The sequence below is a fragment of the Streptomyces sp. NPDC107522 genome, from assembly GCF_055657525.1.
The window spans coordinates 179,809-206,324 of record NZ_JBVKAU010000015.1; the positions used below are offsets into that span (position 1 = coordinate 179,809).

Consider the following 26,516-nt stretch of genomic DNA (forward strand, 5'->3'; position numbering starts at 1 on the left):
GGTAAATCAGCAATGCGACAGGTCACCCGCAAGGGCCTGATGACCGTGGCGGCCGCCACCGGCGTCCTCGCCGCCGCGAGCGGCGCCGCCCACGCGACCGGCTCGGGAGCGATCGGCTCCAGCTCGGATTCGCCCGGCGTGCTGTCGGGCAACACGGTGCAGGCGCCGGTGCACGCGCCGGTCAACGTCTGCGGCAACACGGTCAACGTCGTCGGGGTGCTCAACCCGGCGATCGGCAACAGCTGCGCCAACCAGGGCGGCGGCGCGTCCGGCGGCCACGACGACGCCGGCGGTGGCGGGGCGTCGGCCGGCGGGCACGCCAGTGACTCGCCCGGCGTCGGCTCCGGCAACCACGTGCAGGCGCCGATCCATGTGCCGGTCAACGTGTGCGGCAACAGCGTCGACATCATCGGCCTCGGCAACTCCACCGAGGGCAACGACTGCGCCAACAACGGCGGCGGGGCCCACACCCCGCCGGGCGGCGGCCACGAGAACCCGCCCGAGTCGCCGGAGCAGCCGGGCAACCCCGGCAACCCCGGTCAGCCGGGCAACCCCGGGAACCCGGGGAACCCCGGAAGCCCGCAGAACCCGGACGAGCCGAACCACCCCGGCACCCCGAGCACGCCGCCCGGGACGGGCGACGCGACGCCGGGCGGCGGCTCCTCGCACGGGAACCAGTCGGGCGCGCACTTCGTCACCCAGCCCGAGGGCGACGCACAGCTCGCCCAGACCGGCAGTGATGTGCCGATGGGCCTCGTCCTCCCGGTCGGCGCGGGGGCGCTGCTCGCGGGCGCGGTGCTCTACCGCAAGGCACGGGCGTCGCAGTAGGGCGTAGCCATCCGGTACGAGGCTCAGCCATCCGGTACGAACGGAGCGGGCCCCGCTGCTGCGGGGCCCGCTCCGTGTTGTGCTTCCTTCTCCTGCTGTCCCTGACTCGTCCTGCTGTCCCCGTTTCGCTGTCTTCCTGTCGCCTCAGCTCACCACGTGGCCCGCACCTGGCGGATGATCCTGCGGCGCAGCCGCACCTTGCGACTGCCGTCGCGCAGCAGGCTCAGGCGGTCCAACTCCCAGTGTCCGTACTCGGCATGGTCCGTCAGCAGGCGTGTGGCGTCCTTGCGGGAGACCCCGCGCGGTACGTACACGTCGACAAATTCGTATTCCGGCATCGCATCTATTGTGCGGGCTGGGGCTCCGTACGGATAGCGTCTGCACTATGTCTGATGCTGTGCAGCCCACCGCTGCCGAGGTACGCGCCGCCGCCGAGGCGGTCAAGACCGCGCTCGACCGCCACCTGGCCGCGGTCGAACGCCGGTCGGGTGAGGACGACCCGGCCGTCTACGAGGCGTTCAACCAGCTGGCCGCGGCCGCCGAGACCTACGACGAGCTGCTCTACGACCGCTACGACGAGGTCACCCCCTTCGAGATCCCCGGTGCGGAGGACGCGCTGCCGCCGTACACGGGCCCCGAGGAACCGAACGCGCTGAGCGTGCTGATCCGCCGCGACTACTCCGTGGTGGAGCCGCAGCGGCTGCTGGCGCAGGCCGAGCGGATCGAGGCGGCGGACGACGAGGGCGCGGAGGCCGCGGGCACCGTGCACGGGGCGCTGGGCGTGCTGTTCGGCGAGTTCGAGCCGGACGAGATCGCCTCCCGGCACAAGGAGTTCGGCCTGGAGGAGGGCGACTCCACGCTCTGGGTGACCGCCGCGGACGAGTCGGCCGAGCCGGGGGAGTGGCTGGAGATGCCCTTCGAGGGGATCGATCCACAGCGGGTGGTCTGCCGGTTCGACGTCAGTGCGGTGTTCGACGACGAGATCGGTGACGTTCGTGAGGTCGGTGACGAGGTCGATGACGTCGACGATCTCGAGGACGACCTCGACACCGAGTTGGACGAGGACGAGGATCTGGAGCCGCTGGACGTGGATCGGTAGCGCGTCCCGCTGACGCGGTTGTTTTGGCGGCGGCGGTCACGGTGTTCGTCCGTGACCGCCGCCGTGCTGATCAACGCGTGACCGCCGTCGTGCCTGGGGTCAGTGCGCGGCTGCTTGCCGGGGGTGGCTGGTCGCGCAGTTCCCCGCGCCCCTCAGGTTGGCTGCTCTGCCGTCTCTTGGAGCGGATCGGTCAGTCCAGCGATGGCACCTGGGGGCTGAGGAGGACGGGGAGGCGGGTTGTGCGTGGCTTCGCCGGGATCTCGGCCACGGCTCGGGGGAGGGCCTGTTCCGCGCCGTGGACCACCGAGAGGTGGCGGTCGGCGCGGCTGAAGGCCGTGTAGACCCAGGGGCGGCTGAGGGCCTGGGCCGCGTCGCCGGGGAGAACCACGACCACCGCAGGCCACCGGCAGCCCACCGCCTGGTGTGCGGTCAGGGCCCAGCCGTGCCGTACGGACTGCTCCACCCGTTCCTTCGGTACGACGACGGCCTCGCCCGCGCAGGACAGGTGGAGTCCCTCGGCGTCGGCCTTCACCACTTGGCCCGGCACCGTACGGCCCGGTGCGGGGGAGTAGGCGATGCGGTCACCGGGGTCGAAGCCGCCGAAACGGCCCGGGCCCGGGTTGAGCCGCTCCTTGAGCGCGGCGTTGAGGGCGCGGGTGCCGGCCGCGCCGCCGTGGCCCGGCGTGATCACCTGGCTCTCCTCGGCCGGGACGCCGATCGCGCGCGGCACCGAGTCCGCGACGAGCTGCACGGTACGGTGCACGGCCTCGCCCGCGTCGCGCACGGGCACGATCACGACCTCCTTGCCGGGCGCCTCGACCTGGTTCAGCTCGCCGATACCGATGCCGGACACCAGCTCGCCCAGCGGGCCGGGGTCCGGCCGCCGTGAGGCGATCTGCGGGCAGATCCGCGCCGCCAGCAGATCGGCGAACACCCGCCCTGGGCCCGCCGACCACAGCACCGCCGGATCCCCGGCCAGCACCAGCCGGGCCCCGTCCGGCAACGACTCCGTGAGCAGCGCCGCCGTCTCGACGTCCAGCTGCGGCGCGTCGAGCACGACGAGCAGATCGAGATCGAGCGCACCGTCCACGTCCCGACCGGGCCCTTCGGCACCGGAGAGCAGACCGGCCACCGTGACGACACCGGGCTCGGCTCCCGTCTGCTCCGGGTCAGCCGGCCCGCCGGGCCGGCTCAGCAGCGCCGAGAAGCGCCCTCGGCCGAGCGGCGTGTGTGCCGCCGCCCAGGCCCGCAGCCCGAGACCCCGCGCCGCGTGCACCAGCGCCGCGGGTTCGGCGAAGGACGCCGCCCCGCCGGTGTGGAGGACCAGGCCGTGTGCCGAGACCGCGCGGATCAGGTCGGCGGCGGGGCCCGCGGCGGCCGCGGCCCGCTCCCACTCCTCGGCCGAACCGTCCTGCTTCGGCACCGAGTTGATCAGGCGGGCCAGTCCGTCGGCGAGGCTCTCCTCCGCGAGGGCGTACCGCTCCAGGCCGACGAGGACACGGACCGGCCGCTCCTCGTCCTCGGCCGCCTCGTCGTCCTGCCGGGCCGGGGCACCGGGTTGGTCGAGGGCGTCCTGGAAGGCCAGGGCCTCGGCCTCGGCCAGGGTGTTCTGTACGGCCGTATCGGCGTCCGGCACGCCCCGCTGGTCCAGCGCCGCGGTGAGCGCCGGCAGTTCCAGGGCCGTGTGCCCGGCCAGCGCCGCCTGCTCCAGGAGCCAGACGGTGACCGCCCGGCCGCGCCGCTCGTCGTCCGGTCCGCACTCCGCGCCGAGCAGCGCCCGCGCGAATCCGTCGGCCTGCTCCGGCCGTACGCCACCGACGCGCAGCAACTGCCAGGGGTCCGCCCGCAGCCGGTCGCCCGCGCCCTCGCCGAGCACCGCGGCGACCTGCGGGGCGAGAGCCTCCGGGGCACCGCCGTCGGCCAGTACGCGCCGCACCGCGTCGAGGGTCTCAGGCGCGGGGGCCGCGGGCGTCCCGGCCGCCACGGGCTGCGGCCGGCGTACCGGCTCCGGGGCGGGGCGCCGTGGCGGCTCCGGCTCGCTGAAGACGGTCGCCACCGGCTTGGCACCGCTCTCCACGGCACGCACGGCGGCGAGCAGATCCGCAGCCTTCCCGCTGAGCTTGGTCCCACTCTCGACGGGCGCCCTCTTCTCCGCCTTCCGCCGCTCGATCCGCTCCCGCTCGACCCGCTGAGCGGCAAGCTCGGCCTCGGCCTCCGACATCTGCTGCGCGGCGTCGCCGGCACCGTCATCGGCGGGGGTGCGGGTCGCTGTGTCGCCGTCGCCGTCATCGGCCGAGGAGGCGCGCGCCGCCGTATCGCCGTCGCTGCCGTCGGACTCGGCCGCAGGGGCCGGACTGTCGCCGTCCCCGGCCTCGCCTTCCCCGCCCGGGCTGTTCGGCGTCGAACCCGCGGACCCGTCCCCCGCCTTCTCGGCGTCCTCGGTCCGGCTGATCCCGTCCCGGCCGTTGGGCCTCGAAGTCATGGGCGCGTCTTCGCCGCCCTCGGCTTCCCCGGCTCGGTCGCCCCCGCCGTCGCCGCTCGACCCAGAAGTCGCAGCTTCGCCGGCGCCGGCCTCGGTCCCTCCGGCCACCAAGTCCGTACCGTCGCTGGATTCCTGCCCCGCGGCGGCAGTTGCGTCCTCGGACGCGGCCTCGCCCCCGGCGCCAGAGCTTCGCCCCACCGCGTCGCCCCCGGCGGGCCTCGCACCCCCGGCCCCCGGCGTCCCGCCCTCTGCCGCGGCCCCCGGCGGCACCGGCTCGGTGTTCTCCGTGGTCTCGGGCGGCTCCGTGCTCACAGCGTGCTCCAGTCGTGATCGGGATAGCGGTGCACGGGCGCCGACACATCGTCGAGCGCCCGGCAGATCTCGTCAGGAAGACTAAGGGCCTCCACTGACAGTGCCGCCGTGAGCTGCTGTGCGTTGCGCGCGCCTATGACGGGGGCGGCCACGCCGGGCCGGTCGCGAACCCAGGCGAGGGCGACCTGGAGCGGGGTCACGGCGAGCCCGTCGGCCGCCGTCTGCACCGCGTCCACGATGCGGGTCGCCGTGTCGTCGAGGTACGGCGCGACGAAGGGGGCGAGGTGCTCGGAGGCACCCCGTGAGTCCGGCGGCGTCGCGTTGCGGTACTTGCCGGTGAGCACACCCCGGCCGAGCGGGGACGAGGGAAGCAGACCGATGCCCAGATCGAGCGCAGCCGGCAGCACCTCGCGCTCCACGCCGCGCTGGAGCAGCGAGTACTCCAGCTGCGTGCTCGCCAGCCGGGTCCGCATGCCGGGGGCCGCGAGCTGCCACGTCGCCGCCTTGGCCAGCTGCCAGCCGCAGAAGTTGGAGACGCCGGCATAGCGGGCGCGTCCGCTGCTGACCGCCAGGTCGAGGGCCTGGAGGGTCTCCTCCAGCGGTGTGTACGGGTCGTAGGCGTGGACGTGCCAGACATCGACGTAGTCCGTGCCGAGCCGGGCCAGCGAGGCGTCCAGCGCGGAGAGCAGATGGCCGCGCGAGCCGTCGAAGCGGCGGTCCGGGTCGGGAACGCTGCCCGCCTTCGTCGATATCACCAGGTCCCGGCGCGGGACCAGCCCTTCTATGAGCCGGCCGAGCAGGTACTCGGCCTCCCCGTCGCCGTACACGTCGGCCGTGTCGACGAGGGTGCCGCCCGCCTCCCAGAACGTCTTCAGGAGGTCCGCGGCGTCGTGCTCGTCGGTGTCCCTGCCCCAGGTGAGGGTGCCGAGCCCGATCCTGGACACGCGCAGGCCGGTGCGGCCGAGATGCCTCTGCTCCATGAACGCCGAGATTACTGGCCGGAACCTGCCATGTGGGGGCCTGTGGATGACCAGTTTCCAGGACGATGACCGGGGATGCCGGGGGCCGGCTGGGCGACGCCCGCCACACCGGCCTCCCCGTGGCACGTCCCCCGCGCTATGGTCGGGCCCACAAGGGACGTTACTGATCGGTAAGGGGAATCCGCCATGCAGCTCGGGATCAACCTCGGCTACTGGGGTGCCGGAATGGACGCGGACAATCTCGCCGTCGCGCAGGAGGCCGACCGGCTGGGATACGCCGTGTGCTGGGCCGCCGAGGCGTACGGCTCGGACGCGGCCACCGTGCTCTCCTGGGTCGCCGCCCAGACCGAGCGCATCGACGTGGGCTCCGCCATCTTCCAGATCCCGGCCCGCCAGCCGGCGATGACCGCGATGACGGCCGCGACCCTCGACTCGCTCTCCGGCGGCCGCTTCCGGCTCGGCCTCGGCGTCTCCGGGCCGCAGGTCTCCGAGGGCTGGTACGGCGTCAAGTTCGACAAGCCGCTGGCACGCACGCGTGAGTACGTCGAGATCGTCAGGAAGGCGATGACGCGCGAGCGCCTGACCTACGAGGGCCAGCACTGGACGCTGCCCCTGCCCGGCGGCCCCGGCAAGCCGATCAAGCTGACCGTGCACCCGCAGCGCGAGCACATCCCGCTGTACATCGCCGCCATCGGCCCCAAGAACCTCGAGCAGACCGGTGAGATCGCCGACGGCGCCCTCGTGATCTTCCCCTCCGCCGCGCACCTCGAGGAGACCACGATCCGACACCTGCGCGCGGGACGCGAGAAGGCCGGCAAGACCCTCGACGGGTTCGACGTCTGCCCGACGCTCCCGCTGGCCGTCGGCGAGGACAAGGACGTGGCCACGCTCGCCGACACCTTCCGCCCCTACACCGCGCTGTACGTCGGCGGCATGGGCAGCGCCAAGCAGAACTTCTACAACCAGCTCGCGCAGCGCATGGGCTTCGAGGCCGCGGCTGCCGAGGTCCAGGAGAAGTACCTGTCCGGCGACAAGCAGGGCGCCGCGGCCGCGATCCCGCACGAGCTGATCGACCAGACGACGCTGCTCGGTTCCGTGGACCGCATCGCGGACCGGATGAAGGAGTACGCGGCGGCCGGAGTCACCACCCTCAGCCTCGCCCCCGCCGGCTTCAAGCTCGACGAGCGGATCGCCTCGCTCCGCGCCGGCACCGAGGCCCTGGAGCGCGCCGGACTGGCGTGACGGGGGGGGGTACGAGCCGAGAGCGGGGATTTTCTACGGCCGTGGTGGGGGCTCGGGGGTCTTCCCCGCCACGGCCGTCACGCAGAACAACGCGCGCGTGCCCCCGCGGTTACGCCCCCGGCGTGACCCCGGTGGTCATTCTTTCGGCGGAGTTGTCCGACACAACTGTTGCAGCACCTGTCTCACCGCATTTGACTCGTTCTTTGCGGAATCCTGCAGAGAGGTGCCTCAGATGCTTTCGGCCAAGAGTCTGTTCCAGGAGATCCTCGACAACGACGAGTCCTTCCGCCTGTTCTGCTCCATCGCGGCCAGCGGCGAGTCCCAGGGCGGCTGGGAGAACGCCCGCATCGCCGCGCTCGTCCCGGAGAGCGAACGAGGACTCGCACCCAAGATCACCCGGCACGGCGCGGACGAGGACAAGCACGGGCGGATCTTCAACGCCCTGCTGAAGAAGCGCGGCCTGGAACCCGTCCCCGTCCCGCCCGAGACCGACTACACGATGCTGCTGGAACAGCACGGCATCGGCCTGGCCCACGACAAGCTCAAGAGCGACGAACAGCTCACCGTCCAGGACATCGTCACCTACCTGTCGCACAGCCGGGTCACCGAACAGCGCGCCTCCGAGCAGATGGACCTGCTGCGCAAGCACTTCGCCGACCATCCCGACATCGGCCGCGCGGTCAAGCAGATCTCGAACGACGAGGACAACCACCTCGCCTACTGCCACGAGGAACTCCTGCGCTTCGCGGCCCAGGGGCACGGCCGGGCCATCCAGCGGACGCTGCGCGAGTGCGCGCTCGCCGAGATCCGGATCTACCGGGACGTCAGCCTCGCCGTCATGGATCACATGGGCCGCATCCTCGGCTGGCCCCGGCCGAAGGCGGCGCTGCTCGCCGCGGGCATCCACGCCGTGTACGCCTGGGAGCGGTTCGCGGGCTGGCGGCGCATGGTGTCCCTGAAGATGCCGGAACGGCGCGACGCCCTCGGCGGACCCGCCACGTCGGCGCCCGAGTTCGCCTGACCTACATCCAGCCCCGGCTCTTGAACAGCCGGTACAGCAGCACCTCGACGGCGGCCATGCCCGCGATCAGCGCCGGATACGACCAGGCCCAGGTCAGCTCCGGCATGTGCTCGAAGTTCATTCCGTAGATCCCCGCGATCATCGTGGGGATCGCGGCCATGGCCGCCCACGCGGAGATCTTCCGCACGTCGTCGTTCTGCCGGACGCTCATCTGCGCCAGATGCGCCGCGAGGACGTCGGAGACCAGCCGGTCCAGGCCCTCCACCGCCTCGTTCACGCGCGTGAGGTGGTCGCTCACGTCACGGAAGAAAGGCTGCGCCTTCTCGTGCACGAACGGCACGCGCCCACCGAACAAGCCCGTGCCCGCGAGCCGGGACAGCGGCTGCGCCAGCGGGCCGGTGGCCCTGCGGAACTCCAGGATCTGCCGCTTGAACGCGTAGATGCGCGACGCCGTGTGCCGGGAGCTGCCGCCGACCGGCGAGAACACCTCCGCCTCCAGCTCCTCCAGGTCGGTGCCCAACTCGTCGGCCACGTCCACGTAGTGGTCGACCACGGCGTCGGCGATCGTGTACAGAACGGCTGTCGGGCCGTGCCGGAGCATCTCCGGCTCGTGCTCCAGCCGGTGCCGCACCGTCCCGAGCGGCGCCTCCTCGCCGTGCCGGACGGTCACCACGAACGAGTCGCCGATGAAGACCATGACCTCGCCGGAGGAGACGATGTCGCTCTTCGGCTCGTAGCCGACCGGCTTGAGGACCATGAACAGCGAGTCGTCGTACACCTCCAGCTTGGGCCGCTGGTGCGCCTTCAGGGCGTCCTCCACGGCCAGCGGGTGCAGGCCGAACTCCTCGGTGACCTTGTCGAACTCCGTCTCCGTGGGCTCGTACAGGCCGATCCAGACGAACGCGTCGTCCTGCAGACGGCACAGATCCAGGGCGTCGGAGAGATCCTCCGGCCCTTGCGTCCGGCGCCCGTCCCGGTAGATGGCGCAGTCGACGATCACGGAGCGTATTCTCCCGCCGTCCGGCCCCGGACGCACCCCCTCGTACGCCTACGCTGGGCGGCATGCCCACGCTGATCCTGGTCCGGCACGGACGTTCCACCGCCAACACCGAGGGAGTCCTCGCCGGCTGGACGCCCGGCGTCGCCCTCGACGAACGCGGGGCCGCGCAGGCCGCCGCCCTGCCCGCCCGGCTCGCCGAGCTGCCGATCTCGGAGGTCGTCACGAGCCCCCTGCAGCGCTGCCAGGAGACGATCCGGCCGCTCCTCGACGCCCGGCCCGGACTCACCGCACACACCGACGAGCGGATCGGGGAGTGCCACTACGGCGACTGGTCCGGCCGCAAGCTCGCCGAACTCAAGGACGAACCGCTGATGGAGGTCGTACAGGCGCACCCCTCGGCGGCCGCGTTCCCCGGCGGCGAGTCGATGCGCGCGATGCAGACCCGCGCCGCCGAGGCCGTACGCGAGTGGAACGCGCGCGTGGAGCGCGATCACGGCGCCGACGCCGTCTATCTGATGTGCTCGCACGGCGACATCATCAAGTCCCTCGTCGCGGACGCACTCGGTCTTCATCTCGACCTCTTCCAGAGGATTTCCGTCGAACCGTGTTCCATCACCGCGATCCGTTACACCCGCCTGAGGCCGTTCCTCGTACGCCTCGGGGACACCGGTGATTTCACGTCCCTCGCCCCGCGCGAGGAACCGCCGGCCGGTGACGCGACGGTCGGGGGCGGCGCGGGCGCACCGTGATCGTCCGGCGCAGTAGGGTGAAGCGGTCGAAGCAGCGCCGTACACACGATTTCGCCGTACTCAGATTCGCCGTACTCACGATTCCCATGGAGACAGGACGTGTCCCGTCAGGTGTTCCTCTACGACCCCCCGGACCGTTTCGTGGCCGGTACGGTCGGGCTTCCCGGACGCCGTACGTTCTTCCTCCAGGCCACCGCAGGCTCCCGGGTGACCAGCGTGGCCCTGGAGAAGACCCAGGTCGCCGCTCTCGCCGAGCGCATGGACGAACTGCTCGACGAGGTCGTACGGCGTAGTGGCGGCAACGCCGCCGTCCCCGCCGTGGCGCCCACCGAGATCGCCGACACCGACCCCCTCGACACTCCCATCGAGGAGGAGTTCCGCGTCGGCACCATGGCCCTCGCCTGGGATGGCGAGGAGCAGCGCATGATCGTCGAGGCGCAGGCCCTCGTGGAGCTCGACGCCGACTCCGAGGAGGACCTCGCCGAGGCCGAGGAGCGACTGCTCCAGGACGAGGAGAACGGACCCCCGATGCTGCGGGTCCGGCTCACCGGCGCGCAGGCGAGAGCCTTCGCCAAGCGCGCCCTGGAAGTCGTCAACGCCGGGCGGCCGCCGTGCCCGCTGTGCAGCCTCCCGCTCGACCCGGAAGGACATGTATGTCCGCGCCAGAACGGATACCGCCGCGGAGCGTGACCTCGGTGGACCTGCTCGCCGAGGGCGAGCTGACCGTGCGCGGCCGCATCCGTGAGGCGTCGAACGCCGCTCTGGTCTGCACGGTCGCGTACGAGGGGCAGGAGGCGACCTGCGTCTACAAGCCGGTCGCCGGTGAGCGGCCGTTGTGGGACTTTCCCGACGGGACGCTCGCGCAGCGCGAGGTCGCCGCGTACGAGGTCTCCGAGGCGACCGGCTGGGGGCTCGTACCGCCCACCGTGCTCCGGGACGGGCCGTACGGCGAGGGCATGGTCCAGCTGTGGATCGACGTGACGCCCGAGGCCGAGCTGCTCGCCCTCGTCGACGACGAGGAACCCGAGCCCGGCTGGAAGGCGATCGGCTTCGCCGAGGTCGGCGAGGGCCGCACCGCGCTGCTTGTGCACGCCGACGACGAGCGGCTGCGCAGGCTCGCCGTCCTGGACGCGGTGATCAACAACGCCGACCGCAAGGGCGGGCATCTGCTGCCCACCGAGGACGGCCGGCTGTACGGCATCGACCACGGGGTCACCTTCAACGTCGAGAACAAACTGCGGACGCTGCTGTGGGGGTGGGCGGGGGAGCCGCTGACGGGGGAGGCCGTCGAGGTGCTCGGTTCCCTGCGGGAGGGGCTGAAGGAGGGCGGTGAGCTGGGCCTACGGCTGGCCGGGCTGATCACCGCCGCCGAGGTGGCGGCCACGCGCGCGCGTGTCGAGGCGTTGCTGGCGTCCGGGAGGCATCCGGAACCGAGCGGGGAGTGGCCGGCGATCCCGTGGCCGCCGGTCTGAACGCCCGCAGACCACGCAGGCACACCGGCAGGACTGGCCGCGGGCTGCGCGTGCGCTTCGGCAGGACTGCCGACCCAGGCTGCGCATGCACACTGGTAGGTGCTGCGCAAGACCGTATTCCCGGTCATCCGGCCCGCTCCGGTTCGTATGCGGAACATCCGTCCGGTTAGGCTCATGACATGTATGCCTGGCCCGCTTCTGAGGTCCCCGCCCTGCCTGGTCAGGGCCGCGACCTGAGGATCCACGACACCGCGACCGGCGGTCTGGTCACCCTCGACCCCGGTCCCGTCGCCCGTATCTACGTCTGCGGCATCACGCCGTACGACGCGACCCACATGGGTCACGCGGCGACCTACAACGCGTTCGACCTGGTTCAGCGCGTGTGGCTGGACAACAAGCGGCAGGTTCAGTACGTCCAGAACGTCACCGACGTCGACGATCCGCTCCTGGAGCGGGCGGAGCGGGACAGCATCGACTGGGTCGCCCTCGCCGAGAAGGAGACCGCGCTCTTCCGCGAGGACATGACCGCCCTGCGCATGCTGCCCCCGCAGCACTACATCGGCGCGGTGGAGGCGATACCCGGGATCGTGCCGCTCGTGGAGCGGCTGCGAGACGCGGGCGCCGCGTACGAACTCGAAGGGGACGTCTACTTCTCCGTCGAGTCCGACCCGAACTTCGGCAAGGTCTCGAACCTCGACGCCGCCGCCATGCGGCTGCTGTCCGCCGAGCGCGGCGGCGACCCCGACCGGCCCGGCAAGAAGAACCCGCTCGACCCGATGCTCTGGATGGCCGCCCGCCCCGGCGAGCCCAGCTGGGACGGCGCCTCGCTCGGGCGCGGCCGGCCCGGCTGGCACATCGAGTGCGTCGCCATCGCCCTCGACCACCTCGGCATGACCTTCGACGTCCAGGGCGGCGGCTCCGACCTCGCCTTCCCGCACCACGAGATGGGCGCCTCGCACGCCCAGGTGCTGACCGGCGAGTTCCCCATGGCCAAGGCCTACGTCCACGCCGGCATGGTCGCCCTGCACGGCGAGAAGATGTCCAAGTCCAAGGGGAACCTGGTCTTCGTGTCGCAGCTGCGGCGCGAGGGCGTCGACCCCGCCGCCATCCGCCTCGCTCTCCTCGCCCACCACTACCGGGCGGACTGGGAGTGGACCGACCAGGTCCTCGAGGACGCCCTCGCCCGCCTCGGCCGCTGGCGTGCCGCGGTGTCCCGGCCCGACGGACCGTCGGCCGAGGCGCTGGTCGAGGAGATCCGCGACGCCCTCGCGAACGACCTGGACGCCCCGGCCGCGCTCGCGGCGCTCGACCGCTGGGTCGCGGTGCAGGAGGAGACGGGCGGTACGGACACGGGCGCGCCCGGTGTCGTGTCGCGGGCCGTGGACGCCTTGCTGGGTGTCGCCCTTTAGCGACCGGAGCACGAGAGAGGGGCGCTTCCTCCCCGCGGGTGGAAGCGCCCCTTTCGGTTCAGGAGCCGGTCAGATCCGTTGGATCCGTACGCTACGCAGGACGCTCGGCGACTGGGTGTCCCAGATGCCGATCACCTGGTGGCCGAACGCGAAGGCCTGCTGGATCTGCTGGTGGATCTGCGGGTTCGGGTTGTTGAGGACCCGGAACTGGTTGTTGATGCGCAGGAAGATCTGGTGCGGCTGCCCCTGGAGCGGGTGGACGACGTCGACGAAGCCGTTCGCCACACCGGAGGCGAGCGCCTGGGCCTGCACCTGCTGGACGACCTGCTGAACCGCCGACAGGGTGACCTGCTGGAGCTGCTGCTGCATCTGCTGCTCGGCCTGCTGCGCCTGCTGGTCCTGTTGCTGGGTGCCGAAAGGCTGGCCCAGCTGCTGCAGCAGCTGCTGGAACGGCTGCTGCTGGCCGAGCTGCTGGAGCTGCTCCAGCGAGCCGCTCATGCCGTACGGCTGCTGCTGGCCGAGGCCCTGCTGGCCGTAGCCCTGCTGCTGCCCGAACGGCTGCTGCTGGTACGGCGACGTGCTGGGGTACTGCTGGCCCTGCTGTTGTCCCATGTGACTCATCTGCGGGGTGGTGCTCATGCGGGTGTCACCTTCCCTTGATGTGATGGGCTTGCCTTGATGGGATGGGCTGCGTCAGCCGGTGATCACCAGGCCGACGATCTCGTCGTCCGAGAACCACACTCGGACATCGGGCCGTCCCCCCGCGAAGGCGGTATGGACCGCCTGGCGGATCTCGGGGGACGGATGATTGAGGTTGCGCCACTCGCCGGCCACGAACAGCCGGAGCCGGGGCGGCAGTTCACGCGGATACGGCAGCAGCTCGTCCCAGTAGCGTTCGGCCTTGCCCGAGCCGACCGCCTGCGGGACCAGATACGTCACCGCCGCCTTGATGTCGGGCCGGTTGCCGATCCGCTGGGAGGCGGGCCGGCCCGGCGCGTCCTGCTGCGGGGAACCCGTCGCCCGCAGCACCGTGCGGGCGCGTTCCGGGGACATCGGCTCCTGGCCGGCCGCCTTGAGCATGCCCTGCAGCGCGGCCAGTGCGCCGACCACGACCGGGGAGGCGGACGACGTCCCGGAGAACGTGTCGGTGTACCAGGCGATTTCCTCGGGCCCGCCCTGAAGGTCGCCGGGCCGGTCCCAGAAGCCGCCGGTCGTCGTCACCTCGCGCCCCCAGCCCTGGGCGTCCACCCGGGCGCCGTAGTTGGAGAACGCGAGCCGTGAGCGGTCCGGGCCGTGGTCGCGGCCGTGTGTGCCGGGCGGCGGGGCGCCCGCGCCGACCAGGACCGCGCCGGAGGACGGGTTGGACGGGTTGAACGGGTTGCGCCACGACTCGGGGAATTCGTCGGGGCGGCGCTCGTAGACGGCGTCGTCGAGCGATTCGGCGCCGTTGCCCGCTGCCGCCACCACGAGGACTCCCTTGGCGGTGGCGTAACGGACGGCGGCGAGGTCGTCGGGCCACCACTCGAGCGGGATGTAGCCGCGCTGGTCGTCGCGCTCGGCGTACTCGAACCGGGGCCCCGGGCGGTGCAGTTCGATCAGCACGATGTCGCCGGGGCTCAGCCGGTCGGCCGCCGCGTGGATCGCGGCCGCCGTGCCGATGCCCTGGAAGGACGCGGCCGCGGTCACCGTCTCCGGCACGATGCCGGTGACGCCGTACTCGTTGTGGTCGCCGCCGATCACCCCGATCACGGCGGTGCCGTGGTTGCGCCAGGCGAGGTCGGCCATCGGCGTGCCGACCACGACACCGGCCAGCTTGGCGGCCAGGTCCTCGTGGCCCAGCTGCCAGGAGCCCTCCACGTCGATCACGGTCACGCCCTGGCCGGTGCCGCCCGGCCGCTGCCAGGCCCAGTACGCGTCGACGCCCTCGGGCGCGGGCCGCAGATAGCCCTGCCGGCCGCTGAAGTCGGGCGTGACCGGCGCGCCCTCCTTCAGGCGCCCGTCCTCACCGACCGGCCCGAGCGAGGCCGGCACCGCGCCCGGCTTCACATACGCCGTGTCGATCCCCGGCAGCGCGGCGATACGGGCCCGCAGTTGCTCTGCGCGGCTCTCCCCGCCGCGGACCCGGTAGAACAGCGCGAGGTCGGGCACGTCCTGGGCGACCGTGGCCTGCTGGAGTCGCTCCTCGCTGCCGAACAGCGGTTCCAGCGCGAGCTGTTCGTCGCTGAGGAACATGTTGAGCGCCGACACATCGGCGCCCGCCACCGACCGGACGCCCTCGGCCTGGGCCCGCAGCCGGGCCTCGGGACGGGCGACGACGATCAGTTCCTGCTCGGCTCCTCGATAGGTGAATCCCGCTCCGTCGGGCCCCGGCCCGGACGCTCCCGGACCCTGCGCCGGCTGTGCCTGCTCGCTCATCGTCTGCCGCTCCCTTCGGTCCTGCGGGTACCAAGTGCGGGTGGTGCGGCGCGCCTTCGGTGGAACAACCAAGCACGCCCGGACCGGTCCGTCCAGACTTATTTCGCCAAGTCGGTTTGGAACAAGTTGAATTGGGCAACGTGTGCAATCCGGCTGGAAAGAGATGTCACGCCACAATCGGGCCACATGCTGTCCAGGTGCTGTCGAGAGGCTGTCTCCTGCTGCGGGGGCGGTCGGCGTGTGGTGGGGTGGACGAGTCAGTTGACCGTTGGACCAGCGGCCGGCTTGCAATGCCGGCCCGGTCCTGTCCGCGGAAGGACGCACCGTGGCCCCCGAACACCGCTCCTTCGCACCTCACCTCACCCGCCGCAGACTCCTCACGGCCGGCGCCGCCACCGCAGGTGCCGTACTCGCCGGAGCCGCCGGCACCTCCGCCGCGGCGGCCGCAGGGACGGAGAAGACCCGGCCCGCCGTGATCCACCTCCCGAACGGCTTCCGCCCGGAGGGCATCACCATCGGCGGCGGCCCGTACGCCTACCTCGGCTCCCTCGGCGACGGCTCGATCTACCGCGCCGACCTGCGCACCGGCGAGGGCGGCATCATCTCCGCCGGACCCGGCACCCCCTCGGTCGGCCTCAAACTCGACCACCGGGGACGCCTGTTCGTCGCCGGACGCGGCCAGGGCGCCCGGGTCGTGGACGCCCGCACAGGCGAGATCCTCGCCTCGTACGTCCTCACCACGGCGACCCCGACCTTCGCCAACGACGTGTTCCTGACCCCGCGCACGGCCTGGTTCACCGACTCCTACCAGCCCACCCTCTACGCCCTGCCCCTCGGCCGGCACGGCGAACTGCCGGACGCCGAGGACGTCGTACGGATCACGCTGAGCGGCGACTGGAGCCAGGTCCCCGGCGAGGTCGTCAACGCCAACGGCATCACCCGCACGCCCGACGGCTCGGCCGTGCTCGTCGTGCAGTCCGGGGTCGGCGCCCTGCACCGCGTGAACCCGCGCACCGGCGTCACCCGCCGCGTCGACCTCGGCGACGCGGCCCCGCTCACCAACGGCGACGGCCTGCTGCTGATCGGCCGGACGCTGTACGTCGTCCAGAACCGGCAGAACGCCATCGACGTGTTCCAGCTCGCCGCCGACGGCCGCAGCGGCGTCTTCCGGCGCCGTATCACCGACCCGCTCTTCGACGTGCCGACCACGGTGGCCGCGTACCGGGGCAGGCTCTACCTGCCCAACGCGCGCTTCACCACGACGCCGACACCGCAGACGACGTACGACGTGATCTCCGTGCCCGCGTGACCGCTCCCGCGGATGGGACGACGGAGGGCGGTGCGCAGCACGGCGCACCGCCCTCCGTTCGGCTCCGAGAGCCTCAGTCCTCCGACGAGTCCTCGTCGTCGTCCTTGCCGCCCGGCTTCGGGGGCATCGGCGGACGCGTACGGTCCTCGGCCGACGGTCCGCCGCCGTCCCGTCGGCGCAGATACCGCTCGAACTCGCGGGCGATCGCCTCGCCCGACGCCTCCGGCAGCTCCGCGGTGTCCCGGGCCTCCTCCAGCGTCTGCACGTACTCCGCGACCTCGCTGTCCTCGGCGGCCAGCTGGTCCACGCCGACCTGCCAGGCGCGCGCGTCCTCGGGCAGCTCGCCCAGCGGGATGCGCACGTCGATCAGGTCCTCGAGCCGGTTGAGCAGGGCCAGCGTCGCCTTCGGGTTGGGCGGCTGCGACACGTAGTGCGGTACGGCGGCCCACAGCGACACCGCCGGCACGCCCGCGTGCGTGCACGCCTCCTGCAGGACGCCGACGATGCCCGTCGGGCCCTCGTACTTGGTCTCCTCGAGATCCATCCGGCGGGCCAGGTCCGTGTCGGACGTGGTCCCGCTGATCGGGACCGGACGCGTGTGCGGGGTGTCGCCGAGCAGGGCGCCCAGGATGACCACCAGCTCCACGCCCAGTTCGTGCGCGAAGCCGAGCAGCTCGTTGCAGAACGAGCGCCACCGCATGGACGGTTCGATACCTCGGACGAGTACGAGATCACGCGGCTTCTCGCCGCCCACCCGGACAACCGACAACCTTGTCGTCGGCCAAGTGATCTTCCTTACTCCGTCGTCCATCCACACCGTGGGGCGGTTCACCTGGAAGTCGTAGTAGTCCTCGGCGTCCAGCGCCGCGAACACCTCGCCCTTCCACTCCCTGTCCAGATGCGCGACCGCGGTGGAGGCGGCGTCGCCGGCATCGTTCCAGCCCTCGAACGCGGCCACCATGACCGGGTCGATCAGCTCGGGAACCCCCTCGAGCTCGATCACCCAGTGCCTCCTTCCGACGTGCCCTCGCTTGACCACCCAACCTTACGGCGTGCGGCGGGGGCGCCCGCAGCCCCCTTGCACGGGGGAGTGAACGGATCACTGCCCCGTTCGCCACCCCGGAACACCCCGGTAGAGATCCGATGTCCGACGAATCCCGACGCGTCGGGGCAGGTCGGGCGGTATCACCCACTCGTGTGGGGGTCCGCGGATCGGCCATCGGGTGCCGTGCCGGTGCGGAACTGTTCGCCGGGTGAGCGGAGTTGCTCCCAGGTCACATGTGCGGCGGGTCAGGATCGTGTATCTGACGCTCCTCGGCCTGGGGAACGTGGGGGGGGGCTGCTGGTCGCCCCGCGGGTCGAGGACCCGGCGGCCGTGGTGGCCGCGCTGCCGCCGACCCTGGCGGGTGCGTATCTGGCGTGGAGCGCCTATCGGGCGGACCGCGTCGAGGCGGCGTCCGCGCCCACGGACCCCGGCGTCGTCGCCGACCGGCTCGCCGTCGCCGTGCGGCGGCAGTGGGAGGCCGAGGCACAGGTGCGGCGGCCGGCGGATCCGTATCCGTTGCCGGTCGGGTGGCGGGGCGCGGATCCCGACCTGGCCGAGGTGACCGAAGGGCTGGGCGGGCGGGACGGGGAGATCGGCGCGGTCTTCGCCGGACGGGTGCCCGGCCGGCGTCTGCCGGTGCTGGGCGACCCCGGTTCGGGCAAGACGCTGCTGCTCGTCCGCCTGGTGCTGGCGCTGATCGAGGGCCGCGCGGCGGGCGAACCGGTGCCGGTGCCGTTTCCGCTGGCCTCCTGGGATCCGACGGCCGTGGATCTGCGGGGCTGGATGGAGCGCAAGCTCGTGCAGGACTACGTCGAGCTGGGGGCGGCGGCACCGGGCGAGTACGGGGAGGCGACGCTCGCCGGGATGCTGCTGGACCGGCGTCTGGTGCTGCCCGTCCTCGACGGGTTCGACGAACTGCCCGCCGACACGGCAGGGTTGGCGCTGCACCGGATCGGTGAGGCGCTGCCGTACGGCTGCGGTCTGGTGCTGTCGAGCCGGCCCGCGGAGTACCGGGCGGCGCTGCGGCCCCGGACAGGGGTGCCGGCGCGGCTGACGGGGACCGGTGCCGTCTACCAGTTCCGCCACATCGAGCTGCAGCACCGGCTCGTCGACGCCGACCCCTGATACCGGCCGTGACTCACAGAGTGGACCGCAACCACTGCTCCACGCTCGCGATGTGCACCGTCGCCCACGACCGCGCCGCCTCCGCGTCCCGGTCCCGCAGGGCCGCCAGGATCGCCCGGTGCTCGTGCAGGGTCCGGCTGACCGCGTCCTCCTGGGTCAGCCCCCGCCAGATACGCGCCCGCGTCGTCGGCCCCGAGAGCCCGTCGAGGAGCGAGCACAGCACGGAGTTCCCGGAGCTCTGCACGATGCCCCGGTGGAACTCCAGGTCGCAGGCGACGAGCTCCTCCACCGACGGATCGTTGCCCAGCTTGTCCAACTGGTTCGTCAGCGCGTCCAGTTGCTGCTCGCTGATCCGTGCCGCGGCTATCGCCGTGGCGGCCGGCTCCAGGATGCGGCGCACGGCGAGGAACTCCAGCACCGTGTCGTCGCGGTGGAAGTCGACGACGAAGCTCAGCGCCTCCAGCAGCAGCTGCGGGTCGAGGCTCGTGACGTAGGTGCCGTCGCCCTGTCGTACGTCCAGGATCCGGATCAGCGACAGGGCCCGTACGGCCTCTCGCAGGGAGTTGCGGGACAGCCCCAGTTCGGCGGCCAGTTCGCTCTCCTTGGGCAGCCGGTCGCCCGGGCGCAGCGCGCCGGAGACGATCATGCCCTTGATCTTCTCGATCGCCTCGTCGGTGACGGCCATGACCGGCCTCCCTGTCGTTCAGAGATCGGATGTCTCAGGGCACATTATGCGGCCTGCTCACAGGAGTGCTCCCAGATCGGCGATCACCGCGTCCTGAACCCCGGCCATGGCGCCGACCTATACTGCGACCCCATGACCGATGCTGCGACCTCACCGGATACGGATCTGGTCGGCGCCCTGAAGGCGCTGGCCAACCCGGTGCGCATGCAGCTGCTGGTGTGGCTGCGCGAGCCCGAGCGGCACTTCGGGCAGTACGAGGCGATCGCGGACCCGGCCGAGGTCGGGGTCTGCGTGAGCCACATCCAGGCCAAGGCCGGGCTGGCACAGTCGACGGTGTCGGCGTACATGGCCGAACTGCAGCGGGCGGGTCTGGTGCGGGCGACGCGCGTGGGCAAGTGGACCCACTACAAGCGGGACGAGGAGCGCATCGCCGAGCTGATCGCCCGGCTCGGCCGGACGCTCTAGCCGCGACGCTCCAGCAGTGCGAAAGCAGTGAGACGTTCCGCTGCTTGCCGCCGAATCCCAGGCCCCGGACGTACGGCCGGTACGGCTCCGGCAGCGCGACGCCGTGCTCGGACTCGAAGGCGTGCGCGGCCTCCCCGCCGAGGGTGGCGACGATCGCGCACGCGAAAGGGGCGGCTCCAATCGGCGGGGAGCCGCCCCTTTCGGTAGTGGCCGGCCCCGGTGCGGAAGGGGCCGCCCTCGTGCGGTCCGGCCCGGTCAGGGGAGGGGCCGAACCCGGCGCCGCGAGAGGCTCATCCGGCGAAAACCTCCCGCGGCGCCTGCGAGGTCACTTCTTGTCGAGCAGGTCCTGGACCTTGGCGCGGACGTCGTCCGTCGCCAGACCCCGGATCGTCAGCGTCGTACGGCGGCGCAGCACGTCGTCCTGCGTCTCGGCCCACTCGTTGTCCCGGGCGTAGACGACCTGGGCCCAGATCTCCGGGGCGTCCGGGTGGACGCGCTCGCCCAGCTCCGGGTTCTCGTTGGCGAGGCGGGCGATGTCGAAGGCCAGGGAGCCGTAGTGGGTCGCCAGGTGCTTCGCCGTGTCCGCCGCCATGCGCGGGCCCGGCGCCGGGCGGTCGGTCAGCAGCCGGTGGGCGACCGCGCGCGGGTTGGCGATACCCGGCAGCGGCAGCTTCTTCGGCAGCGAGGAGATCGGCTCGAAGTCGTCGCCCAGCGGGGCGCCCGGCAGGGACTCCAGCTTCTGCATGACCGTACGGCCGATGTGCCGGAAGGTCGTCCACTTGCCGCCCGCGACGGACAGCATGCCGCCCTTGCCCTCGGTCACGACCGTCTCGCGCTTGGCCTTGGCCGTGTCACCGGGGCCACCCGGCAGCACCCGCAGACCCGCGAAGGCGTAGGTGATGAGGTCACGGCTGAGCTGCTGGTCCCGGATCGAGAACGCGGCCTCGTCCAGGATCTGGGCTATGTCCTTGTCGTTGACCGCGACGTCCGCCGGGTCGCCCTCGAACTCCTCGTCCGTGGTGCCCAGCAGGAGCATGTCCTCCCAGGGCAGGGCGAAGGTGATGCGGTACTTGTCGATCGGGGTCGCGAGCGCCGCCTTCCAGGGCGAGGTCCGCTTCAGGACCAGGTGCGCGCCCTTCGACAGACGGATCGATGGAGCCGCGTTGGGGTCCTCCATCTTGCGCAGGTGGTCGACCCACGGCCCGGTCGCGTTCAGCACGAGGCGGGCGTTCACGCCGAACTCGTCACCGGTCAGGCGGTCCTTGAGCTCCGCGCCGGTCACCCGGCCCTTGGTGAAGCGCAGGCCGCTGACCTCGGCGTGGTTGAGCACGACCGCGCCCGCCTCGACGGCCGCGCGGACCGTCATCAGCGCCATACGCGCGTCGTTCATCTGGTCGTCGCCGTACACGGCCACGGCCTTGAGGTTCTCGGTGCGCAGCTCGGGCACGTCCTGCGCCGCCTTCGAGGGGCTGAGCAGGTGGCCGACGCCGTCACCGAACGCGGACAGTGCGGAGTAGGCGAAGACACCCGCTCCGAGCTTCGCGGCGCCGTGCGGCCCGCCCTTGTACACGGGGAGGTAGAACGTGAGCGGGTTCGCCAGGTGGGGGGCCACCTGGCGGGAGACCGCACGGCGCTCGAAGTGGTTCTCCGCCACCAGCTTCACCGCGCCGGTCTGCAGATAGCGCAGACCGCCGTGGAGCAGCTTGGAGGAGGCGGAGGAGGTGGCGCCGGCGAAGTCGCCGGCGTCGACCAGAGCCACCCTGAGGCCGGACTGCGCGGCGTGCCAGGCGGTGGAGATGCCCAGGATGCCGCCGCCGATCACGAGAAGGTCGTACGACGCCTTGGAGAGCTGCTCCCGGGTCTCGGCGCGGCTCGGGTTGGAGCCGGAGGCCGGGCGCGTCCCCAGGGCAGGCACGGACTGCAGGGTGGACTGACTGGTCATTTCGGGTTCTTACTCCTCATCAGAGCCGGCGTGTGAGCTTCAGGCGCTCTCGTCAGCTCTCCTCGTCCTCGAGCCAGCCCATGGTCCGCTCGACGGCCTTGAGCCAGTTCTTGTACTCACGGTCGCGGGTCTCCGCGTCCATGCGGGGGGTCCACTCGGCGGCCCGGCGCCAGTTGGCACGCAGGTCGTCGGTGCTGTTCCAGAAGCCGACGGCGAGACCGGCGGCGTAAGCGGCGCCGAGGCAGGTGGTCTCGGCGACCATCGGGCGCACCACCGGTGCGTCCAGGACGTCCGAGAGCGTCTGCATCAGCAGGTTGTTGGCGGTCATGCCACCGTCGACCTTGAGGGTCACCAGCTCGACACCGGAGTCCTTGACCATGGCGTCGGCGATCTCCCGCGTCTGCCAGGCGGTGGCCTCCAGGACGGCACGCGCGAGGTGCGCCTTGGTGACGTACCGGGTCAGGCCGGCGATCACACCGCGGGCGTCGGAACGCCAGTGCGGGGCGAACAGGCCGGAGAAGGCCGGCACGAAGTAGGCACCGCCGTTGTCCTCGACCGACAGGGCGAGCGTCTCGATCTCGGCGGCCGTGGAGACCAGGCCCATCTGGTCGCGCATCCACTGCACCAGCGAGCCGGTGACGGCGATCGAGCCCTCCAGGGCGTAGACCGTGTCCTGGTCGCCGATCTTGTAGCCGACGGTGGTGAGCAGACCGGCGTACGAGTTGATGATCTTGTCGCCGGTGTTCATCACCATGAAGGTGCCGGTGCCGTACGTCGACTTGGTCTCGCCCTCGGCGAAGCAGGTCTGGCCGAACAGGGCCGCCTGCTGGTCACCGAGCGCGGAGGCGACCGGGATGCCGCCGAGCAGGTCGCCCAGCTTGCCGCCCTTGATCTCGCCGTAGACCTCGGCGGAGGAGCGGATCTCGGGCAGGATCTGCAGCGGCACGCCGATGGACTCGGCGATCTTGTCGTCCCACTCCGTGGTGTGGAGGTTCATCAGCATGGTGCGGGAGGCGTTGGTGACGTCCGTGACGTGCTTGCCGCCGTCGACACCGCCGGTCAGGTTCCAGATGACCCAGGTGTCCATGGTGCCGAAGAGGATGTCGCCGGCCTCGGCGCGCTCCTTGAGGCCCTCGACGTTGTCCAGCAGCCAGCGGGCCTTCGGACCGGCGAAGTAGGAGGCGAGGGGAAGGCCGGTCTCACGGCGGAAGCGGTCCTGGCCGACATTGCGCCCGAGTTCCCGGCAGAGGGCGTCGGTGCGGGTGTCCTGCCAGACGATGGCGTTGTGAACGGGCTCACCGGTGTTCTTGTCCCACAGCACGGTGGTCTCGCGCTGGTTGGTGATGCCGATGGCCTTGATGTCGTCGCGGGTGATGCCGGCCTTCTCGATGGCTCCGGCGACGACCTCCTGGACGTTGGTCCAGATCTCGGTGGCGTTGTGCTCGACCCAGCCCGGCTTCGGGAAGATCTGCTCGTGCTCCTTCTGGTCGACGGAGACGATACGTCCGTCGCGGTCGAAGACGATGCAGCGGGAGGAGGTCGTGCCCTGGTCGATGGCTGCGATGAAGGGGCCGGCGGTGTGCGCGTCGGTCACTGTGAGCTCCTGGAAAGTTCCGTGGTTATGGGGCTTTACGTACGGCGTGCGCTGAGAGTTTCGGTGCTTCTCACTCGAACGGGTGAAGCTCGGTTCTCCTAGGCGAATGCCACGTTGTAGATGCCTGCAGCGATCGCCGCGCCGATCAGCGGACCGACCACCGGGATCCAGGCGTAGCCCCAGTCGGAGCCGCCCTTGTTGGGCAGGGGCAGCAGGGCGTGCACGATGCGCGGACCGAGGTCACGGGCCGGGTTGATCGCGTAGCCGGTCGGGCCGCCGAGGGACAGACCGATCGAGACGACGACGAGCGCGACGATCAGCGCGCCGATCGGGCCGAGGCCGTCGCCGTTGTTGTTGAGGCCCTGCGTGAGGATGGCGAGCACCAGCACCACGGTGCCGATGATCTCCGTGAGCAGGTTCTGCACCACGTTCCGGATCTCGGGCCCGGTGGAGAAGATGCCCAGGACCGGGCCGGCGCCCTTCTCCTGTGCCTCGACGGCCTTGGCCGCGGTGGCCTGCGCGCCCGGACCGCCGACGATCTCCTTGTCGGTGAGGTGGGCGTGGAACTGGCCGTAGTAGGCCACCCAGACCAGAGCCGCACCGATCATGGCGCCGAGGAGCTGTCCGGCGATATACGTCGGAACGTTGCTCCAGTCGTTGTCCTTGATCGCGAGCGCGACCGTCACGGCCGGGTTCAGGTGGGCGCCGGACAGCGGCGCCGAGGTGTAGACCGCCGTGAGTACTGCGAAGCCCCACCCGAAGGTGATGGCGAGCCAGCCGGCGTTACGGGCCTTGGAGGCCTTCAGCGTGACGGCCGCGCAAACGCCGCCGCCGAGCAGGATGAGTATGGCGGTACCGATGGTCTCGCCGATGAAGATGTCGGAGCTGGACACCCGCGACTCCTTTGTCCTTCGTCCAGGGGAAGCCGAACCCCGGGTCCCACCGGTGGTTCGCGTGCCCTCGGGGGTGAGAGCGATGGCGGCCCTTGGCGTTGTCACACTCTAGCGCGTATTGCCGGTAGGTGTTCGACAATGCCGACCGATGGACGGGAGTCTTGCCCCGGCGTAAGGCGCCCGTCAAGAGGCCTGTTATCGAATGCTCGATCGTTATGGGTTGTGTTGATTTATCGACACGGGGATCTTCGATGCGTACTGCCGCGTAGGAAACACGGTCCGTATCGCGGAGACGCTTTATACGGCCATGTCAGGACACGGCGAAGTCCGGAACGCCGCATGACGTCCCGGAATGTCAGTGTCTTCGCGCGCGTGCCCTCAGAAGCGCCCGGCGCCCAGATCCCGCGACACCGCGCGGGCGCAGTCCCGCACCGCCGCGATGAGCTCGGGACGCAGCTCGCCGTCCCGGCACAGCCGCTCCACGGCGCCGGTGATGCCGACCGCGCCGACCGGCATACGGCGCCGGTCGTGGATGGGAGCGGCGAGGGAGGCGACGCCCTCCCAGGTCTCCTCGACGTCGGCCGCGTAGCCACGCGCGCGTGTCATGTCGAGGATGTGCTCGAAGCCGTCAAGCTCGCACACGGTCCGGTCCGTGAAGGCCTTGCGGTCGGCCTCGATCGCCTCGCTGTGCGCGACCGGGTCGTACGCCGACAGGACCTTGCCCAGGGCCGTGGAGTGCAGCGGCTGCATGGCCCCTATTTCCAGCACTTGCCGGCTGTCGTCGGGCCGGAAGACGTGGTGGACGATCAGCACGCCCTGCTGGTGCAGGACGCCCAGATAGACGCTCTCCCCACTGGAACGGGCCAGGTCGTCCGTCCACACCAGGGCGCGCGCCCGCAGCTCGTGCACGTCCAGATAGGTGGTGCCCAGGCGCAGCAGCTCGGCGCCCAGCTGATAGCGGCCCGAGGCGTCGTCCTGCTCCACGAAGCCCTCCTGCTGGAGGGTGCGCAGAATGCCGTGCGCGGTGCCTTTGGCGAGGCCCAGGGACGAGGCGATGTCCGACAGACCGAGGCGTCGCTCGCCACCTGCGAGGAGCCGCAGCATCGCGGCCGCCCGTTCGAGCGACTGGATGTTCCGTGCCATCGCCGTACTGCCTCCGTCCCCTTCGACCGTCGACCCCGCGACGTCGCTGCCGCCGTTCGGCAATGTCGAACACTACTAGTCGATGCCGACCTCCCGCTAATGGTCCGTCGGTATCCGTCCGCTTCTGTTGTGTCACCCGTATCCGGCAAGCGACCTGCCCGTCATCCCCGTCCCGCCCCGTGGACGCCCTGACCATCCGGCGGCGGTCCCGGCTACCCTTGCGGCGTGCGCCCCTTGTGGACGATTTCACGGAAGGGCGCAAAGCCGACAGCCGTCGCACTCCAGGGAGCCCCTTCATGGCCTCGTTGCCGCCGACCCCTTCCGCCGACAGCCGGACCCGTGTGTCCGCCCTCCGTGAGGCGCTCGCCACCCGTGTGGTGGTCGCCGACGGAGCGATGGGCACGATGTTGCAGGCCCAGGAACCCACCCTCGACGACTTCCAGCAGCTCGAGGGCTGCAACGAAATCCTGAACGTGACCCGCCCGGACATCGTCCGCTCGGTGCACGAGGCGTACTTCGACGCGGGCGTGGACTGCGTCGAGACGAACACGTTCGGCGCGAACTACGCGGCGATGGCCGAGTACGACATCCCCGAGCGCGTCTTCGAGCTGTCGGAGGCGGGTGCCCGGATCGCCCGCGAGACGGCGGACGCGTTCGGCGCCCGCGACGGACGCCAGCGCTGGGTGCTGGGCTCCATCGGTCCCGGCACCAAGCTGCCCACGCTCGGCCACATCGGGTACACCACGATCCGTGACGCCTTCCAGCAGAACGCCGAGGGCCTCATCGCAGGCGGCGCGGACGCCCTGATCGTGGAGACCACCCAGGACCTGCTCCAGACCAAGGCCGCCGTGATCGGCGCCCAGCGCGCCCGCGAGATCTCCGGCCTGGACCTCCCGATCATCGTCTCCGTCACCGTCGAGACGACCGGCACGATGCTGCTCGGCTCGGAGATCGGCGCCGCGCTCACCGCGCTGGAGCCGCTGGGCATTGACATGATCGGCATGAACTGCGCCACCGGCCCGGCCGAGATGAGCGAGCACCTGCGCTACCTCTCCCGGCACTCCCGCATCCCCCTGTCGTGCATGCCGAACGCGGGCCTGCCGGTCCTCGGCAAGGACGGCGCCACCTACCCGCTCACCCCGCCGGAGCTGGCCGACGCCCACGAGACCTTCGTCCGGGACTACGGTCTGTCGCTGGTGGGCGGCTGCTGCGGTACGACCCCGGAGCACCTGCGCCGGCTGGTCGAGCGGGTGCGTGGTGTCGCCCCGACCGAGCGTGAGCCGCGCCCGGAGCCGGGGGCGGCCTC

24 protein-coding genes are annotated in these 26,516 nt (G+C 71.4%); 12 read left to right on the plus strand and 12 right to left on the minus strand.

Translation table 11 applies throughout. The features are described 5' to 3' along the window. The first annotated feature begins 12 nt into the window (after positions 1-12). Complete coding sequence (locus tag ACZ7L6_RS34490; RefSeq protein ID WP_471930835.1) at positions 13-828, plus strand: chaplin; 816 nt, start codon at positions 13-15, stop codon at positions 826-828. Positions 829-977: 149 nt separating this feature from the next. Here the strand turns inward: ACZ7L6_RS34490 and ACZ7L6_RS34495 are convergent, their stop codons facing one another. Beyond that, positions 978-1,166, minus strand: coding sequence for a DUF5703 family protein (locus tag ACZ7L6_RS34495; RefSeq protein WP_030053310.1), 189 nt, complete (start codon positions 1,164-1,166; stop codon positions 978-980). Positions 1,167-1,213: 47 nt separating this feature from the next. On the opposite strand from ACZ7L6_RS34495, the gene ACZ7L6_RS34500 reads away from it, so the two are divergent. Beyond that, positions 1,214-1,927, plus strand: coding sequence for a hypothetical protein (locus tag ACZ7L6_RS34500; protein ID WP_471930837.1), 714 nt, complete (start codon positions 1,214-1,216; stop codon positions 1,925-1,927). Between the two features lie 190 nt (positions 1,928-2,117). Here ACZ7L6_RS34500 and ACZ7L6_RS34505 read toward each other — a convergent pair whose 3' ends face one another. Then, the gene (locus ACZ7L6_RS34505) at positions 2,118-4,409 is read right to left on the minus strand and encodes a helix-hairpin-helix domain-containing protein (protein ID WP_471930839.1); all 2,292 of its coding nucleotides are present in this window, start codon (positions 4,407-4,409) and stop codon (positions 2,118-2,120) included. Positions 4,410-4,717: 308 nt separating this feature from the next. Beyond that, positions 4,718-5,701 carry an aldo/keto reductase gene (locus tag ACZ7L6_RS34510; protein WP_471930841.1) on the minus strand — a complete coding sequence of 328 codons (984 nt, stop codon included), beginning with the start codon at positions 5,699-5,701 and terminating at the stop codon, positions 4,718-4,720. Positions 5,702-5,887: 186 nt separating this feature from the next. Between ACZ7L6_RS34510 and ACZ7L6_RS34515 the strand changes: the two genes are divergently transcribed. Further along, a complete protein-coding gene (locus tag ACZ7L6_RS34515; protein ID WP_471930843.1) occupies positions 5,888-6,943 on the plus strand; it encodes an LLM class F420-dependent oxidoreductase in 1,056 nt (351 codons plus the stop codon). A gap of 232 nt (positions 6,944-7,175) precedes the next feature. Further along, on the plus strand, positions 7,176-7,964 hold the full coding sequence (locus tag ACZ7L6_RS34520; RefSeq protein ID WP_471930845.1) for a ferritin-like domain-containing protein: 789 nt from the start codon (positions 7,176-7,178) through the stop codon (positions 7,962-7,964). 1 nt (position 7,965) lies between these two features. On the opposite strand, the gene corA is transcribed toward ACZ7L6_RS34520, so the two are convergent. Then, on the minus strand, positions 7,966-8,964 hold the full coding sequence (corA, locus tag ACZ7L6_RS34525; RefSeq protein WP_471930847.1) for a magnesium/cobalt transporter CorA: 999 nt from the start codon (positions 8,962-8,964) through the stop codon (positions 7,966-7,968). Between the two features lie 62 nt (positions 8,965-9,026). On the opposite strand from corA, the gene ACZ7L6_RS34530 reads away from it, so the two are divergent. The 4 genes from ACZ7L6_RS34530 to mshC all read left to right on the plus strand — a co-directional run bounded on the left by ACZ7L6_RS34530 (position 9,027) and on the right by mshC (position 12,594). Further along, complete coding sequence (locus ACZ7L6_RS34530) at positions 9,027-9,713, plus strand: histidine phosphatase family protein (RefSeq protein ID WP_471930849.1); 687 nt, start codon at positions 9,027-9,029, stop codon at positions 9,711-9,713. A 99-nt stretch (positions 9,714-9,812) separates the two neighbouring features. Then, positions 9,813-10,403 carry a DUF3090 domain-containing protein gene (locus tag ACZ7L6_RS34535; RefSeq protein WP_471930851.1) on the plus strand — a complete coding sequence of 197 codons (591 nt, stop codon included), beginning with the start codon at positions 9,813-9,815 and terminating at the stop codon, positions 10,401-10,403. Beyond that, the gene (locus ACZ7L6_RS34540) at positions 10,367-11,185 is read left to right on the plus strand and encodes an SCO1664 family protein (RefSeq protein WP_471930853.1); all 819 of its coding nucleotides are present in this window, start codon (positions 10,367-10,369) and stop codon (positions 11,183-11,185) included. The genes ACZ7L6_RS34535 and ACZ7L6_RS34540 overlap by 37 nt, the downstream gene beginning before the upstream one ends. Positions 11,186-11,364: 179 nt before the next feature. Beyond that, positions 11,365-12,594, plus strand: a complete 1,230-nt coding sequence (gene mshC / locus ACZ7L6_RS34545) for a cysteine--1-D-myo-inosityl 2-amino-2-deoxy-alpha-D-glucopyranoside ligase (protein WP_471930855.1) — start codon at positions 11,365-11,367, stop codon at positions 12,592-12,594. 69 nt (positions 12,595-12,663) lie between these two features. On the opposite strand, the gene ACZ7L6_RS34550 is transcribed toward mshC, so the two are convergent. Further along, positions 12,664-13,233, minus strand: coding sequence for a hypothetical protein (locus ACZ7L6_RS34550; RefSeq protein ID WP_471930857.1), 570 nt, complete (start codon positions 13,231-13,233; stop codon positions 12,664-12,666). A gap of 54 nt (positions 13,234-13,287) precedes the next feature. Then, positions 13,288-15,009 carry a S8 family peptidase gene (locus tag ACZ7L6_RS34555; RefSeq protein ID WP_471930859.1) on the minus strand — a complete coding sequence of 574 codons (1,722 nt, stop codon included), beginning with the start codon at positions 15,007-15,009 and terminating at the stop codon, positions 13,288-13,290. A 325-nt stretch (positions 15,010-15,334) separates the two neighbouring features. Here ACZ7L6_RS34555 and ACZ7L6_RS34560 point away from each other — a divergent pair, with 325 nt between their 5' ends. Beyond that, positions 15,335-16,318 (plus strand): SMP-30/gluconolactonase/LRE family protein, encoded by a 984-nt coding sequence (locus ACZ7L6_RS34560; protein ID WP_471930861.1) that lies wholly within the window; start codon positions 15,335-15,337, stop codon positions 16,316-16,318. 73 nt (positions 16,319-16,391) lie between these two features. Here the strand turns inward: ACZ7L6_RS34560 and ACZ7L6_RS34565 are convergent, their stop codons facing one another. After that, positions 16,392-17,321 carry a PAC2 family protein gene (locus ACZ7L6_RS34565; RefSeq protein ID WP_433038046.1) on the minus strand — a complete coding sequence of 310 codons (930 nt, stop codon included), beginning with the start codon at positions 17,319-17,321 and terminating at the stop codon, positions 16,392-16,394. A 372-nt stretch (positions 17,322-17,693) separates the two neighbouring features. On the opposite strand from ACZ7L6_RS34565, the gene ACZ7L6_RS34570 reads away from it, so the two are divergent. After that, positions 17,694-18,488 carry an NACHT domain-containing protein gene (locus tag ACZ7L6_RS34570; protein ID WP_471930863.1) on the plus strand — a complete coding sequence of 265 codons (795 nt, stop codon included), beginning with the start codon at positions 17,694-17,696 and terminating at the stop codon, positions 18,486-18,488. A 13-nt stretch (positions 18,489-18,501) separates the two neighbouring features. Here ACZ7L6_RS34570 and ACZ7L6_RS34575 read toward each other — a convergent pair whose 3' ends face one another. Then, positions 18,502-19,173 carry a FadR/GntR family transcriptional regulator gene (locus tag ACZ7L6_RS34575; protein WP_471930865.1) on the minus strand — a complete coding sequence of 224 codons (672 nt, stop codon included), beginning with the start codon at positions 19,171-19,173 and terminating at the stop codon, positions 18,502-18,504. A gap of 132 nt (positions 19,174-19,305) precedes the next feature. Between ACZ7L6_RS34575 and ACZ7L6_RS34580 the strand changes: the two genes are divergently transcribed. After that, the gene (locus ACZ7L6_RS34580; protein ID WP_471930867.1) at positions 19,306-19,638 is read left to right on the plus strand and encodes an ArsR/SmtB family transcription factor; all 333 of its coding nucleotides are present in this window, start codon (positions 19,306-19,308) and stop codon (positions 19,636-19,638) included. A 325-nt stretch (positions 19,639-19,963) separates the two neighbouring features. Here the strand turns inward: ACZ7L6_RS34580 and ACZ7L6_RS34585 are convergent, their stop codons facing one another. From ACZ7L6_RS34585 to ACZ7L6_RS34600, 4 genes are all read right to left on the minus strand, one after another. Continuing rightward, positions 19,964-21,580 carry a glycerol-3-phosphate dehydrogenase/oxidase gene (locus tag ACZ7L6_RS34585; protein ID WP_471930869.1) on the minus strand — a complete coding sequence of 539 codons (1,617 nt, stop codon included), beginning with the start codon at positions 21,578-21,580 and terminating at the stop codon, positions 19,964-19,966. Between the two features lie 52 nt (positions 21,581-21,632). Further along, the gene (gene glpK / locus ACZ7L6_RS34590) at positions 21,633-23,174 is read right to left on the minus strand and encodes a glycerol kinase GlpK (protein WP_471930871.1); all 1,542 of its coding nucleotides are present in this window, start codon (positions 23,172-23,174) and stop codon (positions 21,633-21,635) included. Positions 23,175-23,272: 98 nt separating this feature from the next. Then, positions 23,273-24,067, minus strand: coding sequence for an MIP/aquaporin family protein (locus ACZ7L6_RS34595; RefSeq protein WP_471930873.1), 795 nt, complete (start codon positions 24,065-24,067; stop codon positions 23,273-23,275). 378 nt (positions 24,068-24,445) lie between these two features. Further along, positions 24,446-25,210 carry an IclR family transcriptional regulator gene (locus ACZ7L6_RS34600; protein ID WP_471930875.1) on the minus strand — a complete coding sequence of 255 codons (765 nt, stop codon included), beginning with the start codon at positions 25,208-25,210 and terminating at the stop codon, positions 24,446-24,448. Positions 25,211-25,506: 296 nt separating this feature from the next. Between ACZ7L6_RS34600 and ACZ7L6_RS34605 the strand changes: the two genes are divergently transcribed. Then, positions 25,507-26,516: homocysteine S-methyltransferase family protein (locus ACZ7L6_RS34605; protein ID WP_471930877.1), on the plus strand; the 1,010-nt coding region annotated here is incomplete at its 3' end.